Here is a 14,939-nt window from a genome sequence, read left to right as displayed (position 1 = left end):
CCTGTGGCCTCGGCGGGGACGGCGGGGGCGGATCCGGGCGGATCGGCACCACAGCGGCGGCGCAAGCCGCGACATCGCGCCGACCGGCGGGAGCTGCCGCGCGGCGTCTGGCTGGGAGTCGACGTCGGCACGGTGCGCGTCGGCGTGGCCGCGAGCGACCCGGATGGGGTGCTCGCGCTACCGGTCGGTACCCTTCGTCGGGACGTGTCTGAAAACAGAGATCTCGCCCAGCTTGCCGAGATTGCCCGGGAACGGGAGGCTGTGGCGGTGGTGGTCGGTCTGCCCATGACCCTCGCTGGCGAGGAGGGTCAGGCGGCCAGCGCCGCGCGGCAGTACGCGCGGATGCTGGCCGACCGGGTCGCCCCGGTACCTGTCAGGCTCGTCGACGAGCGGCTGACGACGGTGGCGGCGCATCGCAGAATGGCCGAGCGTGGGTTGAGATCTCGTGCCCGTCGCGATCTCGTCGACCAGGAGGCAGCCGTGCAGATCCTGCAACACGCCCTGGACACGCGTCGTGGTGCACCCGGCGGACCCCCCGGGGACCGCCGCCCGACGGAAGATCGGTGAGCCAACACTGGGACCTCGACAACGGCGTCGGGGGCGGGGCGGGGTACGGATACGGGAACGGGAACGGGAACGACCCATGGTCGAGCCCGCCGCGGGACGGCACCCGGCCCGTCGATCCGTTCGCGGTGGGTGACCCGCGGGATGACGCGGCGGACATCACCGTCGGCGGCTCGCCCGTCGCCGGTGACCCGTTCGCGGCGCCCGCCGTCGGCGGTCCCACCGGTGGCTTTTCACCTACCGGACCTGGCTATGGCGCCACCGGCCCAGGCTATGGGGACGTCTTCACCGTCGGCGATCAGCCCGGCTATCCGGGGGGCCAGGCGGGTGTGACGTCGAGCGGGCCCGACCTGTCCGGCCCGACGGTCGGCTCGGCCTTCCCCGCTGTGGACTTCCCCGGCCTGTCCGTGTCCGGTCCCTCGGCCGCAGGCTCCTTCGCCCCTGGCCCGTCCGTCTCCGGCCCGCCGATGAGCGGGACGGTGGTCGGCCCGCCCGTCCTCAACCCGTACGTGGGTCCCACGGTCGACGGCGGCCTTCCCCTGGGACCGACGGTGACCGGCCCGCTGGTGACCGGCCCGCCGACGGGCGAGGCCCCGGCGGGCTACCAGACCGGCTACCAGGACAGCGCCTACCCGGCGGCTGGCTACGCCGCCGACGGCGGATACCAGCCGGCCGGCGGCGGATACCAGCCGACGGACCACCAGAACCCCGGCTACGGGGCGGGCGCCAACGATTACGGCACCTACGACGCCTATGGCGTCCAGGGCGCAACCGGCCAGGGAGCCGGCGACGGCGCGGCCGGGTATCCGGCGCCAGGCGGCTACGGCCAGGCCGGCGGATCAGGCCACGACGCCGCGAACACGGGCGGCACGGGCGAGTCCGCCTACCAGAACCCGTTCCTCGTCGACCCGTACCCACGGACCGGAGACCAGCAGCCAGGCGGCTACTTCGCTCGGGGTGAAGCCGTCCAACCGGGCACCAGTGCCAGCTCCGGCTACCTGGACGCCGGGTATGTGGCTGACGGGCAGCAGGCCTCCGCCGATCCGTACCCGTCGGCCCAGGCCCAGCCCGACGTGGGCGGAAACACAGGATTCGACGTCACCGGCTATGACGGGGGCTACCCCGCGGCTGGATATGCCACCGGCAGCGGGCTCTCACGCCCGGATGGCCTGCCCGTCGCGGACGGGTTCCCCGCGACGGGCAGGCCATCCGGCACGGCCGGGCTCTCCGGCACGGCCGAGCCGTCCCGCACGACCTGGTTCTCCGGTCCGGCCGACGTGTCCGGCGCGGGCGGCACCGGTGGCACCGGTGGCTTCACGGCCGCCCAGACGGGCGGACTGCCGCCGGGCGGCCACCGCGACGTGGGCGGCGGCTATGGCGAGCCTGTGCGACCCGAGCCGGCGCGACCCGAGCCGGCACCGTACGCCGGCCCCGGGAGCCTCGGCACCGGCGCGCACTCCGCGCCGCCGCCTCCCCCGAACGAGGGCGGCCACCCGGCGGGCCGCCGTGGCCCCGCGGGGATGGAGCGGCGCACCGAGGCGCTGCGCTTCCGGATCGCCCCACCTGACGATTTGTACGGCCCCGACGACGCGGAGGACGAGCGCTACCCGGCCGACCCGCGCGCGCCTGGCGGCCGAACAGGCCAGGATGGCCATCGCGGCGCGCGCCATGCCGAGTTCGACGACGACGACTTCGATCACGACGACTACCTGGATGACGACGATGACCTGGGCCGCTCCGGTCGGGGCCACCACGATGAGCTGGATGATGATCTCGATCACGACGTCGACCCGGCGGGCGATGACGACCGGCGACGCGGCGCGCATCCGCTGGGCGGCATGAGCCGGCACCGGGGCGCCGATGGCGGGAGCCGCCGCGGCAGCGCGCTGCCGAAGCTGCTCGCCATGCTCGTGGTGGTCGCGCTGGTGCTGGGCGGTCTGATCTTCGTCGGCGGCAAGATGATCGGCAAGATCGGTGGCCCGCCGGAGATTCCCGACTATCCCGGTCCCGGTACTGGCAGCGTGACCGTGACGGTCGCCCAGGGCGCGGGCGCGCAGAACATCGCGAAGGTGCTGCTCGACGCCGGTGTGGTCAAGAGCCAGAAGGCGTTCATCACCGCCGCGGCCAACAACCCGGACTCCATCAAGATCCAGCCGGGGACGTACACGCTGAAGAAGGAGATGAGCGCCGCGGGTGCGCTCGAGGCGCTGCTCGACCCGACGGCGAACAAGTACCGGCTCACGATCCCCGAGGGCAGGACGGTCGAATGGATCATCACCGAGGTGTCCAGGATCCTCGGTGTGCCGAAGGACCAGTACGAGGCGATCGTCAAGGACCCGGCGGGCCATGGGCTGAAGCTGCCGGGCTACTGGAAGGACCCAGGGCCGAGCGCGAAGAACAAGGTCGAGGGCTACCTCTTCCCGACGACGTACAACCTGAACCCGAAGGAAACGCCGGTCCAGACCCTGCAGCACATGGTCGACCAGTTCGTGAGCACGGCCACCGCGCTCGACCTGGAGGGCAGGGCCGCGCGGCTGGGCAGGACCCCGTCCGAGATCATCACCATCGCCTCGATCGTCGAGATGGAGGTGCGTCTTCCCGAGGAACGGCCGAAGGTCGCGCGGGTGGTCTACAACCGGCTCGGCGACCGGACCGGCGCGTTCCGGACGCTCGGAATGGATGCGACGACGCGCTACGCCGTGGACAAGCCCACCGGGCAGCTCACCCAGAGCGATCTGGCGAACCCGAGCCCGTACAACACGTCGGCCAACAACCCGAACGGCACGGGCCTGCCGCCGGGCGCCATCGCGAACCCCAGCAAGGCGGCTCTGGACGCCGCGCTCGGCCCGGCGGACGGGACCTGGCTGTACTTCGTGTGGCTGCCCAAGTCGGGGTTCACGGAGTTCTCGACCACCGAGGACCAGCGGATCGCCGCGGAGAACAAGGCTCGCGCCGAGGGCGCGCAGCCTGGTGACTGACACCCGGGACGGGCTCCGGGGCGACGAGGCCGCACCGTCGTCGCCGCGGAGGTCCCCGCGGATCGCCGCCAGTCTGTCCCCGGGCGAGCGCGATCGCCCGGACCCGCCCGAGGGGTCGCGCCTCGCGGACGCGTCGCGGCCGGCGGCTGGACCAGCGGCCGCGGCTATGTCAACCTGGTCCGTTGTGTCTCCGTTCGCAAACACGCCCTCAGCCCCGATCGGGGCCCCGGTAGTCGCCGAGGACCGTGGCCGCCATGGCTGAGGCCTCCCCACCCCCGCCGGGGCCGCGGCGGGCGGCGGTGCTCGGGTCGCCGATCGCGCACTCGCTGTCGCCGGTGCTGCACCAGGCGGGCTACCACTCGCTCGGCCTGGACGACTGGTCGTACACCGCGATCGAGACCGACGAGGCGACGCTGCCGGCGCTGCTGAGGCAGGTCCGCGGCGAACCCGGCTGGGCCGGTCTGTCGCTGACCATGCCGCTCAAGACGGCCGCCATCGAGCTCGTCGACCGCCTCGACGAGAGCGCCCGGCTGGTCGGGGCGCTCAACACGATCGTCGTCGAGCCGGACGGGACGCTGACCGGCCACAACACCGACATCGCCGGCATCCGCCACGCCATCCGCCAGGTCCTCGGCGTCGGCCGGGGGCCCAGCGGGGCCGAGACGGTACTCGCTCCCTCGCTGCCGGCCGGCTCCCCGGCCACCCCCGACCAGCCGGCCATGCCGGCGCTGCCCAGGGCCCGCACCGCGCCGCCCGTGCGCGCGCTCATTCTGGGTGCCGGCGGGACGGCGCGCGCCGCCGTGGCCGCGCTCGCCAGCGTCGGGGTGCGCCGCGCGGGCGTCATCGCCCGCCGCCCCGCCGCCGTCGCCCCGCTCGCCGAGATCGGCGAGCGCGTCGGGCTCACGGTCACGGCGCTGCCCTGGGAGATCGTCGCCGGTGGCCTGCGCTCCGGACCCGACCTCGTCGTCGCGACCACGCCCGAGGGCGTCACCGACCAACTGGCCGAGTGGACCTGGCCGGCCGGCTGCCCCCTCGTCGAGCTGCTCTACCACCCGTGGCCCACGGCGCTCGCCGTGACGGCTTACCGTGCCGGCGCCCGCGTCTCCGGTGGCATGGCGGTGCTGGCCGCCCAGGCAGCCGAGCAGGTCACCCTGTTCACCGGCCGCCCGGTCGACGTGGACCTGCTCATGGCCGCCGGCGCCCAGGCCCTCACCCGCCGCGTCACCACCGCGTCCGCCTTCCCGGGCACGGGCGGCCTGGGCCTGACCAGCCGCGCCCGCTAGCGCACGGCGCGGGTGGGGCGGGTGGGGCTGGCCGTCGCCGTGGCGCTCGCGGTGGCCGCGGTGGCGACGGTGCCGCTGATGCCCCGGGTGGTCGGCGCGTTCACCCCCTACGAGGGCGATCCGGTGCGCCGGCCGGTCCCGTCGACGGCGGCCTTCGCCGCGGTCACGGTGATCGCCGTGACCGCGGTCACGGCGGCGCTGCGTGACCGCCCCGGCTGGCTGCCCGCCTACCTCTACCTGACCCTCGCCGGGATCGTGCTGGCGGCGGTCGACCTGCGGGTCCACCGGCTCCCGGACGCGGTCGTCCTGCCGAGCTACCCGGTCCTCGCCGCGCTGCTGGGCCTCGCCGCGGTCGTCGACGGCCTCGGCCGGGGCACCTGGGACGCCCGCCGCGCGATCGACGCCGCCGCCGCGGCGGGCGTCCTGCTCGCCGTCTTCGGCGCGATGTACCTGATCCCGCGCGGCGGTCTCGGCCTCGGCGACGTGAAGCTGGTCGGCCTGCTCGGCGCCGCCCTCGGCTGGCTCGGCCCGTCGACGGTGCTGTTGGGCCTGCTCACCGGGCTGGTCATCGCCGGCCTCTACGCCGGCGTCCTGCTCCTGACCCGCCGCGCCACCCGCTCCGACCCCATCGCCTACGGCCCTCATCTGCTGCTCGGCGCCTTCGTCGCGATCCTCGTCGCCGCCACGGGCGCCTGACCCGCCGCGCCCTCCGGTTCGCCCGTGAGGGCGCGCCGCGCCGCGCGCCCTGGCACCAAAGATCAATAGTGGTCTGGTCTGGGCTGGCTTGGTCGAGGCGCATGAAAGACTGGACGGCATGGTGCGGTGGTTGACGGCAGGGGAGTCACACGGGCCGGCGCTGGTGGCGACCGTGGAGGGCCTGCCGGCGGGGATCCGGGTGACCAGCGCGGACATCGCGGGCGAGCTCGCGCGCCGCCGGCTCGGGTACGGGCGCGGGGCGCGGATGAAGTTCGAGAAGGACGAGGTCGAGCTGCTCGGCGGGCTGCGGCACGGCGAGAGCCTCGGCGGGCCGGTCGCGGTCGTGGTCCGCAACACCGAGTGGCCGAAGTGGCGGACGGTGATGGCGCCGGACCCGGTGGCCCCGGAGGAGCTGGACGGCGTCGCCCGCAACGCGCCGCTGACCCGGCCGCGGCCAGGTCACGCGGACCTGGCGGGCATGCAGAAGTACGGCTTCGACGACGCCCGGCCGGTGCTGGAGCGGGCGAGCGCCCGGGAGACGGCTGCCCGGGTCGCGCTCGGGACGGTGGCGAAGGCGTTCCTGCGCCAGGCCTACGGCCTCGAGGTGATCTCGCACGTCCTGTCGATCGGGTCGGTCGCGGTGCCGCCGGGGACCCCGTTGCCGGCGCCCGGCACGCTCGAGGCGGTCGACGCGGATCCGTGCCGGTGCGCCGACCCCGGGACGAGCGCCCGGATGGTCGCCGAGATCGACGCGGCCCACAAGGACGCGGACACCCTTGGCGGCGTCGTCGAGGTGGTCGTCTACGGGCTGCCGCCGGGCATCGGCAGCTACGTGCACGGCGATCGGCGGCTCGACGCGCGCCTCGCCGGCGAGCTGATGGGCATCCAGGCGATCAAGGGCGTGGAGTTCGGCGACGGGTTCGAGACGGCCCGGCGGCGCGGGTCGGCGGCGCACGACGAGATCGAGGTGCTGGCGCCCGAAGGCGGCGTGCAGCGGGTGCGGCGGGCGACCGACCGGGCCGGCGGCGTCGAGGGCGGCATGACCAACGGCGAGGTGCTGCGGGTCCGCGCCGCGATGAAGCCGATCTCCACACTTTCCCGCCCGCTGTCGACCGTCGACGTCGCGACCGGCGAGACCGCCGTGGCGATCGCGCAGCGCTCCGACGTGTGCGCCGTACCCGCGGCGGGCGTCGTCGCGGAGGCGATGGTCGCGCTGGTGCTCGCCGACGCGGCGCTGGAGAAGTTCGGCGGCGACTCGGTCGAGGAGACCCGCCGCAACTACGAGTCCTACCTGAAGTCGCTGGCGGTGCTCTCGTGAGCGGCGTCCGGCCGGCGGCCGTGTTGGTCGGCCCGCCTGGGGCCGGCAAGACGACGGTCGGCGAGCTGCTCGCCGCGCGGCTCGGGGTGACGCTGCGCGACACCGACGCCGACGTCGAGGCCGCCCTCGGCATGACCGTCGCCGACATCTTCATCGAGAAGGGCGAGGACGCCTTCCGGGCCGCCGAGCGCGCCGCCGTCGCGGCCGCGCTCGCCGAGCATCCGGGCGTGCTCGCCCTCGGCGGCGGCGCGGTGATCGACCCGGCCAGCCGGGCGGCGCTCGCCGGCCACACGGTCGTCTACCTGGAGGTCGACGTCTCCGACGCCGCCAGGCGCGTCGGCCTCGCCCGCGACCGCCCGCTGCTCATCGAGGCGCCGCGGGCGCGGTTGGCCGCGCTGCTGCGCGAGCGCCGTCCGCTTTACAAGGAGGTGGCGGCGGTCGTGGTGGACACCAGCGGGCGAACCCCGGAAGAGGTCGCCGAGGACGTGGTTGCGAGGATCTCGGCGTGAGTGCGATGAGCGGTGCGGCGGGGGTGGGAACGGCGACCGGACCGGTCCGGGTCGCGGTGGCGCCCGCCGGGGAGCGGGCCTACGAGGTGCTCGTCGGGGACGGGCTGGTCGACGAGCTGGCCGGCGTGGTCGCCGGGCGGACCCGCGCGGCCGTCATCCATCCCGCGGCGATGGCCGCCCAGGCGGCCGGCGCGGTCGAGGACCTGCGGGCCGCCGGGGTGGAGGCGCACCCGATCGCCGTGGCGGACGGTGAGAAGGCCAAGGAGCTGTCCGTCGCGGGCCGCTGCTGGGACGAGCTGGGCAGGCTCGGTTTCACCCGCGACGACGTGGTGATCGGGCTCGGCGGGGGCACGGTGACGGACCTCGCCGGTTTCGTCGCCGCCTGCTGGCTGCGCGGCGTGGACGTCGTCCAGGTGCCGACGACGGTCCTGGCGATGGTCGACGCGGCCGTCGGCGGCAAGACCGGCATCGACACGGCGGCGGGCAAGAACCTCGTCGGCGCGTTCCACCAGCCGCTGGCCGTGCTCTGCGACACGGCGCTGCTGGCCACGCTGCCGCCGGCGGAGACCGCGGCCGGGCTCGCAGAGGTGGTCAAGGCCGGCTTCATCGCCGACCCGGCGATCCTCGATCTGCTGGACACCGACCCGACCGGCGCCGCTCACCTGCCCGAACTCATCGAGCGGGCGATCCGGGTCAAGGCGGACGTCGTCTCCGGTGACCCGCGGGAGGCCGGCCGGCGCGAGATCCTCAACTACGGCCACACCCTCGGGCACGCGATCGAGAAGGTCGAGCACTACACCTGGCGGCACGGCGCGGCGATCTCCGTCGGGATGGTGTTCGCCGCCGAGCTGTCCCGGCTGGCCGCCGGTCTGGACCGGGCCGTCGCCGAGCGCCACCGCGAGCTGCTTACCCGGGTCGGCCTGCCCGTCAGCTACCCGGAGCGGGCCTGGCCCGACCTGCTGGCCGCGATGCGGGTCGACAAGAAGTCGCGCGGACGGATGCTGCGCTTCGTCGTCCTCGACGCGCTCGGGTCGGCGCGCATCCTCGCCGACCCGGATCCCGCCCTGGTGCGGGCCGCGTTCGACGCGGTGGCCGCGGGGGAGGGGACGCGCTGATGACGCCGATCCTGGTGCTGTCCGGGGTGAACCTGGGCCGGCTCGGCAAGCGGGAGCCGGCGGTCTACGGGCGCACGACGTACGCCCAGCTGGTCGCCGAGGTGGAGAAGACCGCGGCGGAGCTCGGCGTCGCCGTCGACTGCCGGCAGACCGACGACGAGGCGACGATGATCGGCTGGCTGCACGAGGCCGCCGACAGCGGCGCCGCGGTGGTCCTCAACCCCGGTGCGTGGACGCACTACTCGTACGCGCTGCGCGACGCGGCGGCGGCGCTTACCGGGCCGCTCCTGGAGGTACACCTGTCCCAGGTGGCGGCGCGTGAGTCGTTCCGGCACGTCAGCGTCATCGGACCCGTCGCGACCGGCACCATCACCGGCCTCGGCGTCGAGGGCTATCTGCTCGCGCTGCGCGCGCTAGCGGCCCGCCTGTCCAAGAACGTCTGAGCTGTATCTCTGGTTCGCTCCGTGCGGGCAGGGCGCTACGGCCCCGTACTCGCTTCGCTCCCACGGGACCTCCGCACCGTGTCCTCCTCCGCGAACGTGCGCTGCGGCGACCTCCGCTGCGGCCCAACCCCTTCGCTTCGCTCGGGGCCGGGCCTCCGCGGAGGCGCGCCTCCGCGGAGCACCGGAGCGCGCCGCCCGGACGGAGCGGACCAGTGACTCAGTAGACTCGTCCGCGACCTCGACGAAGCGGATCACACAGAGAGACTCGGCACTGTGGCAACCTCGAACGACCTGAAGAACGGCATGACGCTCGACATCGACGGTGTCCTGTGGAACGTCGTCGGCTTCCAGCACGTCAAGCCGGGCAAGGGCGGGGCGTTCGTCCGCACCACCCTGAAGAACGTGCTCACCGGCAAGGTGGTCGACCGCACCTTCAACGCGGGCGTCAAGGTGGAGGTGGCGACCGTCGACCGGCGGGAGATGACCTACCTCTACCGCGACGGCGCCGAGTTCGTCTTCATGGACAGCGAGTCCTACGACCAGATCCCGATCCCGCCGGACGTCGTGGGCACGGTCGCCGACTACATGCTGGAGAACACCGTCGCGACGGTGGCGCTGCACGACGGCGTCGCGCTGTACGTGGAGCTCCCGGCGAGCGTCGAGCTGACGATCTCGCACACCGACCCGGGCCTGCAGGGCGACCGCTCCACGGGTGGCACGAAGCCCGCGGAGCTGGAGACCGGCGCGACCATCCAGGTGCCGCTGTTCGTCACGACCGGCGAGAGGGTGAAGGTCGACACCCGCGACGGGCGTTACCTCGGCCGGGTGACCAGCTGAGCGCCAGGTCGAAGGCGCGCAAACGCGCGCTCGACATTCTCTACGAGGCGGACCTGCGGTCCGCCTCTCCGCTGGAGACGCTCGCGGCGCGGTCGGCCCAGTCCGACCCACCGGTCAGCGAGTACGCCAGTGACCTGGTCCGGGACGTGACCGAGCACCGGCGGCGGATCGACGGCCTCATCGCCGAGCATGCCGAGGGATGGACACTCGAGCGGATGCCGGCGGTGGACCGCAACATCCTGCGGATCGCGGTCCTGGAAATGGTCTGGCGGGACGACGTCCCCGACCGGGTGGCGATAGACGAGGCGGTGGAACTGGCGAAGTCGGTCTCGACCGACCGCTCACCGGCCTTCGTCAACGGCCTGCTCGCCAGCCTCCTCGACGGGAAACCGTCGGTCGGCTAGCTCTGGCTCCCCGGAAGCCGCGCGGACGGCTCTCCGCCGGTCCGGGGAGAGTTCTCTACCTGCTGGCCGGCTGGCTCGCCTCGCGAGTGGGCCGGCCGCGGTCCGCGGCTGCCCCGGTACGCCGCCTCGTGCGGCGTACCGGGTTGTGCCCCGGCGTCAGGCTGAGGGACGCCCTCAGGCGTCCGAGGAGGCTGCCTCCTGGCCGGCCTCGGGGGAGAGCACCCCCCACGACACGAGCTGCTCGGTGAGCTTGCTCGGTGAGGTGTCGTAGATCACCGCGAGGGAACGCAGGTCCTCGTAGCGGATCGACAGGACGCGACCGTTGTAGTCGCCGCGCTGGCTCTGGATGGTGGCCGCGTACCGGGCGAGCGGGCCGCCCTGCTCCTTGGGGACCTGCGAGAGCCGCTCGAGGTCAAGGACGATGCGCGGAGACTGCTCCAGCGGAGCGACGGTCGAGCCTTCGGGAAGAAGCTCGCCCACCGGCACGCCGTAGAACTCGGCGAGCTCGGACAGACGCTGAACGGTGACGGCGCGGTCCCCACGTTCGTAGGAGCCCACGACGACGGCCTTCCACCGACCGTGCGACTTCTCCTCCACGCCATGCAGCGAGAGCCCCTGCTGGGTGCGTATTGCCCGCAGCCGAGCACCGAGCGCCTTCGCATAGTCGGACATCGGAGTGCCCACTCCTGTCGTGGTCTGAGTCAGATGGAGCCGAGGCTCTTGCCGTCGGCGGTTACCGATAGTAGTGCCCAGGCGGTTGCGACCCGACATGAGGGGGGTCGTGTCGCCTCTTTCTTTGTACCACTTTCTGTAGCGCCACCGTCGCTCCTGGCGCTAGTCCCTCGGAGACTTCTGGTATCGGACACCGCTCGATCGGTGTCGGGCAACGGTAACGCGATGTGACCCGTGTTGAACGAGGTCCACGTCACTCTCACGTCCAATCGCCATACGGATGCTCTGGGTGACTGTTCAGCGGGGAAGGGTCATCGAGAGTGTGGATGGCGGCGCGTGAGCGTACCGCCGTCGCGTCCCGGTGTGCACGCCGCGCGACAGGACGGTGTGACATCCCGCGAGCACGCCGTGGGCTTCCTCGCGACGCCCGGTAGCGGCCGGGGTGACTGGTACCGTCGTTCGGACCGCTCCTTTAAGGACCGTCCCGTGAGGCGGGGAAGGAGGGCTGGGTGGCTGACGCTGCTCGCCGTAATGACGACCCCGTTGGTGATCTAGGTGTCGCCCTGGGGGACGCCGGTTCCCGGCCTCCCGACGCGGGCGGCACCACTGCCGCTCCGGGCGATCTCGGCCCCGGCGAGCAACGGGTGAGCCGGACGGTGCTCGCCGCCGCCGACATCGCCAGGATCGTCAGCCGGATGGCCCACCAGATCCTCGAGAAGACCTCCGGCGGCGCCGGCGTCGTGCTGCTCGGGATCCCCACCCGCGGCGTCCCGCTCGCCGCGAGGCTCGCGACCCGCATCCACGACGTCGAAGGCGTCGCGGTGCCGACCGGCTCACTCGACCCGACGATGTACCGCGACGACCTGCGGCTGCGGGCCGTCCGCCCGCTGCGGGTCACCGACATCCCGGACGGCGGCGTCGATGGCAGAGTGGTCGTCCTCGTCGACGACGTCCTCTACTCCGGGCGCACCGTGCGCGCCGCGCTGGACGCGCTGGCGGAGTACGGCCGCCCCCGCGCGGTCCAGCTGGCGGTGCTCGTCGACCGTGGCCACCGTGAGCTGCCCATCCGCGCCGACTACGTCGGCAAGAACATGCCAACCTCGCGGCGCGAGTCCGTGGCCGTCCGGCTCACCGAGACCGACGGCGCCGACGCCGTCCTGATCGTCTCCCCGGACGGTCCGGCATCGCCCGCCGCGGGAGGCGGCCGGTGAACCGCCACCTGCTGAGCACCGCGGACCTGGGCCGCGACGACGCGCTGCTGGTGCTCGACACCGCCGAGCAGATGGCGCGCCTGTCGGGCCGCGCCGTGAAGAAGCTGCCGACGCTGCGCGGGCGCACCGTCGTCAACCTGTTCTTCGAGGACTCCACCCGTACCCGCACGTCGTTCGAGCTCGCCGCCAAGCGGCTGTCCGCCGACGTCATCAACTTCTCGGCGAAGGGCTCCAGCGTCTCCAAGGGCGAGAGCCTCAAGGACACGGCGCTGACCCTGGAGGCGATGGGCGCCGACGCGGTCGTCTGCCGGCACCCGGCCAGCGGCGCCCCGCACCGGCTCGCGGGCTGGGTGCGCGGCAGCGTGCTCAACGCCGGCGACGGCACCCATGAGCACCCCACCCAGGCGCTGCTGGACGCGTTCACGATCCGCCGCCGGCTCGGCCGGCTCGACGGGCTCGCCGTGACGATCGTCGGCGACGTGCTGCACTCACGGGTCGCCCGGTCCAATGTCTGGCTGCTGCACACCCTCGGGGCGAAGGTGACGCTGGTCGCGCCGCCGACGCTGGTACCGCACGGGGTGTCCGCCTGGCCGGTGGACGTCTCCTACGACCTGGACGCCGTGCTGCCCGCCTCGGACGTCGTCATGATGTTGCGTGTGCAACAGGAGCGGATGTCGGCGGCCTTCTTCCCGACCGAGCGGGAGTACAGCCGCCGGTACGGCCTGGACGCGGACCGCGCGGCCACCCTTCCGGAGCACGCACTGGTCATGCACCCCGGACCGATGGTGCGCGGCATGGAGATCTCCTCGGAGGTGGCCGACTCCGCGCGGTCTACCGTCGTCGAGCAGGTGGCCAACGGGGTCAGCGTCCGCATGGCCTGCCTGTACCTGCTGCTGGGCGGGGCGGACGAGCGCGACGAGCGGGAGGTCACCAGATGACGTCAGACCGGGCATCTGGTTCGGCCGAGGCCTGGCTGCTGCGCGGGGCGCGGCCGCTGGGCGGCGACCGGGCCGACCTGCTGCTCGCCGGCGGCCGGATCGTTCAGACCGCGGCCGCGGGCACGCTGGACGCGACCGAGACCGGTGCCCAGGTGCTCGACGCCGACGGGCTGTACGCGCTGCCCGGCTTCGTCGACCTGCACACCCACCTGCGCGAGCCTGGCAGGGAGGACGCCGAGACGGTCGAGTCCGGCACCAGGTCCGCCGCGCTCGGCGGCTACACCACCGTCTTCGCGATGGCGAACACCCACCCGGTCGCCGACACCGCCGGCGTCGTCGAGCAGGTCTGGCGCCTGGGCAGGGACGCGGGCCACTGTGAGGTCCGCCCGGTCGGGGCGGTCACCGAGGGGCTCGCCGGGAAGCGGCTCGCGGAGCTCGGCGCGATGGCCACCAGCGCCGCCGCGGTGCGGGTCTTCTCCGACGACGGCCACTGCGTGTCCGACGCGCTGCTGATGCGCCGGGCGCTGGAGTACGTCAAGGCGTTCGACGGCGTCATCGCCCAGCACGCGGAGGAGCCGCGGCTCACCGAGGGCGCCCAGATGAACGAGGGCACCTGCTCGGCGCGCCTGGGCATGGCGGGCTGGCCGGCGGTCGCCGAGGAGGCGATCATCGCCCGTGACGCGCTGCTAGCCGGGCACGTCGGCTCCAGGCTGCACGTCTGCCACGTCTCCACCGCCGGGTCGGTGGAGATCATCCGATGGGCGAAGTCGAAGGGCTGGCGGGTCACCGCCGAGGTCACCCCACACCACCTGCTGCTCACCGACGAGCTCGCGGCGACCTACGACCCGGTGTACAAGGTCAACCCGCCACTGCGTACCGCCGAGGACGTCGAGGCGCTGCGCGCCGGGCTCGCCGACGGCACCATCGACGCCGTCGCCACCGACCACGCCCCGCACGCCCCGCAGGACAAGGAGACCGAGTGGTCGGCCGCCCGGCCGGGGATGCTGGGGCTGCAGACCGCGTTCTCGATCGTTCTCGACACGATGGTGACGACCGGGCTGCTCGACTGGGCTGGCGTCGCCGAGCGGATGGCGCTCGCGCCCGCCCGCATCGGTGGCCTGCCCGACGTGCCGGTTGACGCCAGGAGTTCGATGGACGTCGGCGCCGCCGCGACGCTGACCCTCGTCGACCCGGAGGCGCGCTGGGTTGTCGACCCCGCCGGGTTCGCCAGCCGCAGCCGGAACTCGCCCTACCGGGGGATGACGATGCCGGGACAGGTACACGCGACCTTCCTCGCCGGACGGCCGACGGTGCTCGACGGGAAGATCGTATGAGCCCGGTCGCCGGCCACGTCGTGGCCGCTGGCGCGGGGGCCGGCCTGATCGGCCTGCGCGTGCTGCTGGTCTTCGGCATCGTGCTGCTGCTGATCGCGGTGATCGGCTGGCTGCGCCAGACCTGGCGGCGCCGCGCCGCCCAGCAGGAGGAGGGCCTGCCGGAGCTGCTCGCCCCGCCGCAGGAGTCGGGCACGGTGCTCGCCGCGCCGTTGCGCGGCGCCTACCTGGGGACGACCGACGCCGGCCAGTGGCTCGAATGGTTCTCCGCCCGCGGGCTGTCCGGCAGGGACGGCGCCTACCTCACCGTCCACGACGCTGGCATACGGGTCGACCGCGGCGCGTCGGCGTTCTGGATCCCCCGGGAGGCCGTCCGCGGCGCCCGGCTGGAGCGCGCGCACGCCGGCAAGGTGGCCGCCCCGGGGCGGCTGCTGGTGATCGCCTGGTCGCTGGACGGCCGCGAGCTGGAGACCGGCTTCCGCGGCGAGGACCGGGCCCGCCAGCCAAAGGTGATGCGCTCGGTGCACGACCTGATCGGGCCCCCGGCGCGGGCCATGGACGGCGAGATCACCTCGCCGCGGCCGGTGGCGCGCTCGCTGCGCCAGCTGCGGCCGCGCCGCCACCAGCCCGCCGGCGCCGA

Annotated in this window: 15 protein-coding genes; 14 read left to right on the top strand and 1 reads right to left on the bottom strand. The window is 73.7% G+C overall.

Features of this window, described 5'->3' with window-relative positions; all coding sequences use genetic code 11:
* The first annotated feature begins 3 nt into the window (after positions 1-3).
* From ruvX to nusB, 10 genes are all read left to right on the top strand, one after another.
* Positions 4-567: a Holliday junction resolvase RuvX gene (ruvX, locus tag FRCN3DRAFT_RS48545; RefSeq protein WP_083401695.1), complete on the top strand. Its 564-nt coding sequence runs from the start codon at positions 4-6 to the stop codon at positions 565-567.
* Positions 564-3,542 carry an endolytic transglycosylase MltG gene (mltG, locus tag FRCN3DRAFT_RS52360; RefSeq protein ID WP_007516372.1) on the top strand — a complete coding sequence of 993 codons (2,979 nt, stop codon included), beginning with the start codon at positions 564-566 and terminating at the stop codon, positions 3,540-3,542. The genes ruvX and mltG overlap by 4 nt, the downstream gene beginning before the upstream one ends.
* A 254-nt stretch (positions 3,543-3,796) precedes the next feature.
* Positions 3,797-4,825 (top strand): shikimate dehydrogenase, encoded by a 1,029-nt coding sequence (locus FRCN3DRAFT_RS0239520; RefSeq protein WP_007516371.1) that lies wholly within the window; start codon positions 3,797-3,799, stop codon positions 4,823-4,825.
* A 21-nt stretch (positions 4,826-4,846) separates the two neighbouring features.
* Positions 4,847-5,521, top strand: coding sequence for a prepilin peptidase (locus tag FRCN3DRAFT_RS0239515; RefSeq protein ID WP_007516370.1), 675 nt, complete (start codon positions 4,847-4,849; stop codon positions 5,519-5,521).
* A 118-nt stretch (positions 5,522-5,639) separates the two neighbouring features.
* The gene (gene aroC, locus FRCN3DRAFT_RS0239510; protein WP_027141349.1) at positions 5,640-6,839 is read left to right on the top strand and encodes a chorismate synthase; all 1,200 of its coding nucleotides are present in this window, start codon (positions 5,640-5,642) and stop codon (positions 6,837-6,839) included.
* Positions 6,836-7,348: a shikimate kinase gene (locus FRCN3DRAFT_RS0239505; protein WP_007516368.1), complete on the top strand. Its 513-nt coding sequence runs from the start codon at positions 6,836-6,838 to the stop codon at positions 7,346-7,348. Before aroC ends, FRCN3DRAFT_RS0239505 begins: the two co-directional genes overlap by 4 nt.
* 5 nt (positions 7,349-7,353) lie before the next feature.
* The gene (gene aroB, locus FRCN3DRAFT_RS0239500) at positions 7,354-8,463 is read left to right on the top strand and encodes a 3-dehydroquinate synthase (RefSeq protein WP_051467478.1); all 1,110 of its coding nucleotides are present in this window, start codon (positions 7,354-7,356) and stop codon (positions 8,461-8,463) included.
* Complete coding sequence (gene aroQ / locus FRCN3DRAFT_RS0239495; RefSeq protein WP_007516366.1) at positions 8,463-8,906, top strand: type II 3-dehydroquinate dehydratase; 444 nt, start codon at positions 8,463-8,465, stop codon at positions 8,904-8,906. Before aroB ends, aroQ begins: the two co-directional genes overlap by 1 nt.
* A 273-nt stretch (positions 8,907-9,179) precedes the next feature.
* Positions 9,180-9,743: an elongation factor P gene (efp, locus tag FRCN3DRAFT_RS0239490; RefSeq protein WP_007516365.1), complete on the top strand. Its 564-nt coding sequence runs from the start codon at positions 9,180-9,182 to the stop codon at positions 9,741-9,743.
* Positions 9,740-10,147: a transcription antitermination factor NusB gene (nusB, locus tag FRCN3DRAFT_RS0239485; RefSeq protein ID WP_083401707.1), complete on the top strand. Its 408-nt coding sequence runs from the start codon at positions 9,740-9,742 to the stop codon at positions 10,145-10,147. Before efp ends, nusB begins: the two co-directional genes overlap by 4 nt.
* 174 nt (positions 10,148-10,321) lie before the next feature.
* On the opposite strand, the gene bldD is transcribed toward nusB, so the two are convergent.
* Positions 10,322-10,819: a transcriptional regulator BldD gene (gene bldD / locus FRCN3DRAFT_RS0239480; RefSeq protein ID WP_007516363.1), complete on the bottom strand. Its 498-nt coding sequence runs from the start codon at positions 10,817-10,819 to the stop codon at positions 10,322-10,324.
* Between the two features lie 509 nt (positions 10,820-11,328).
* Between bldD and pyrR the strand changes: the two genes are divergently transcribed.
* The 4 genes from pyrR to FRCN3DRAFT_RS55675 form a co-directional block, all read left to right on the top strand.
* Entirely contained in the window at positions 11,329-12,030 is a 702-nt protein-coding gene (pyrR, locus tag FRCN3DRAFT_RS0239475; protein WP_007516362.1) for a bifunctional pyr operon transcriptional regulator/uracil phosphoribosyltransferase PyrR, read from the top strand.
* Complete coding sequence (locus FRCN3DRAFT_RS0239470) at positions 12,027-12,968, top strand: aspartate carbamoyltransferase catalytic subunit (RefSeq protein ID WP_007516361.1); 942 nt, start codon at positions 12,027-12,029, stop codon at positions 12,966-12,968. The genes pyrR and FRCN3DRAFT_RS0239470 overlap by 4 nt, the downstream gene beginning before the upstream one ends.
* Positions 12,965-14,302, top strand: coding sequence for a dihydroorotase (locus FRCN3DRAFT_RS0239465; protein ID WP_007516360.1), 1,338 nt, complete (start codon positions 12,965-12,967; stop codon positions 14,300-14,302). The genes FRCN3DRAFT_RS0239470 and FRCN3DRAFT_RS0239465 overlap by 4 nt, the downstream gene beginning before the upstream one ends.
* The coding region (locus FRCN3DRAFT_RS55675; RefSeq protein ID WP_483414358.1) for a PH-like domain-containing protein at positions 14,299-14,939 on the top strand (641 nt) is incomplete at its 3' end. The genes FRCN3DRAFT_RS0239465 and FRCN3DRAFT_RS55675, both read left to right, overlap by 4 nt.

The organism is Pseudofrankia saprophytica (assembly GCF_000235425.2).
Classification (GTDB): domain Bacteria; phylum Actinomycetota; class Actinomycetes; order Frankiales; family Frankiaceae; genus Pseudofrankia; species Pseudofrankia saprophytica.
The sequence above is the reverse complement of the archived record's forward strand: the minus strand, read 5'-3'. Positions and strand labels throughout refer to the sequence as shown.

Excerpts from the sequence above, each read along its gene's own strand:
- aroC (WP_027141349.1), top strand. The coding sequence starts at position 5,640 with ATGGTGCGGTGGTTGACGGCAGGGGAGTCACACGGGCCGGCGCTGGTG.
- aroQ (WP_007516366.1), top strand. The coding sequence starts at position 8,463 with ATGACGCCGATCCTGGTGCTGTCCGGGGTGAACCTGGGCCGGCTCGGC.
- FRCN3DRAFT_RS0239520 (WP_007516371.1), top strand. The coding sequence starts at position 3,797 with ATGGCTGAGGCCTCCCCACCCCCGCCGGGGCCGCGGCGGGCGGCGGTG.
- aroB (WP_051467478.1), top strand. The coding sequence starts at position 7,354 with ATGAGCGGTGCGGCGGGGGTGGGAACGGCGACCGGACCGGTCCGGGTC.
- FRCN3DRAFT_RS0239465 (WP_007516360.1), top strand. The coding sequence starts at position 12,965 with ATGACGTCAGACCGGGCATCTGGTTCGGCCGAGGCCTGGCTGCTGCGC.
- bldD (WP_007516363.1), bottom strand. The coding sequence starts at position 10,819 with ATGTCCGACTATGCGAAGGCGCTCGGTGCTCGGCTGCGGGCAATACGC.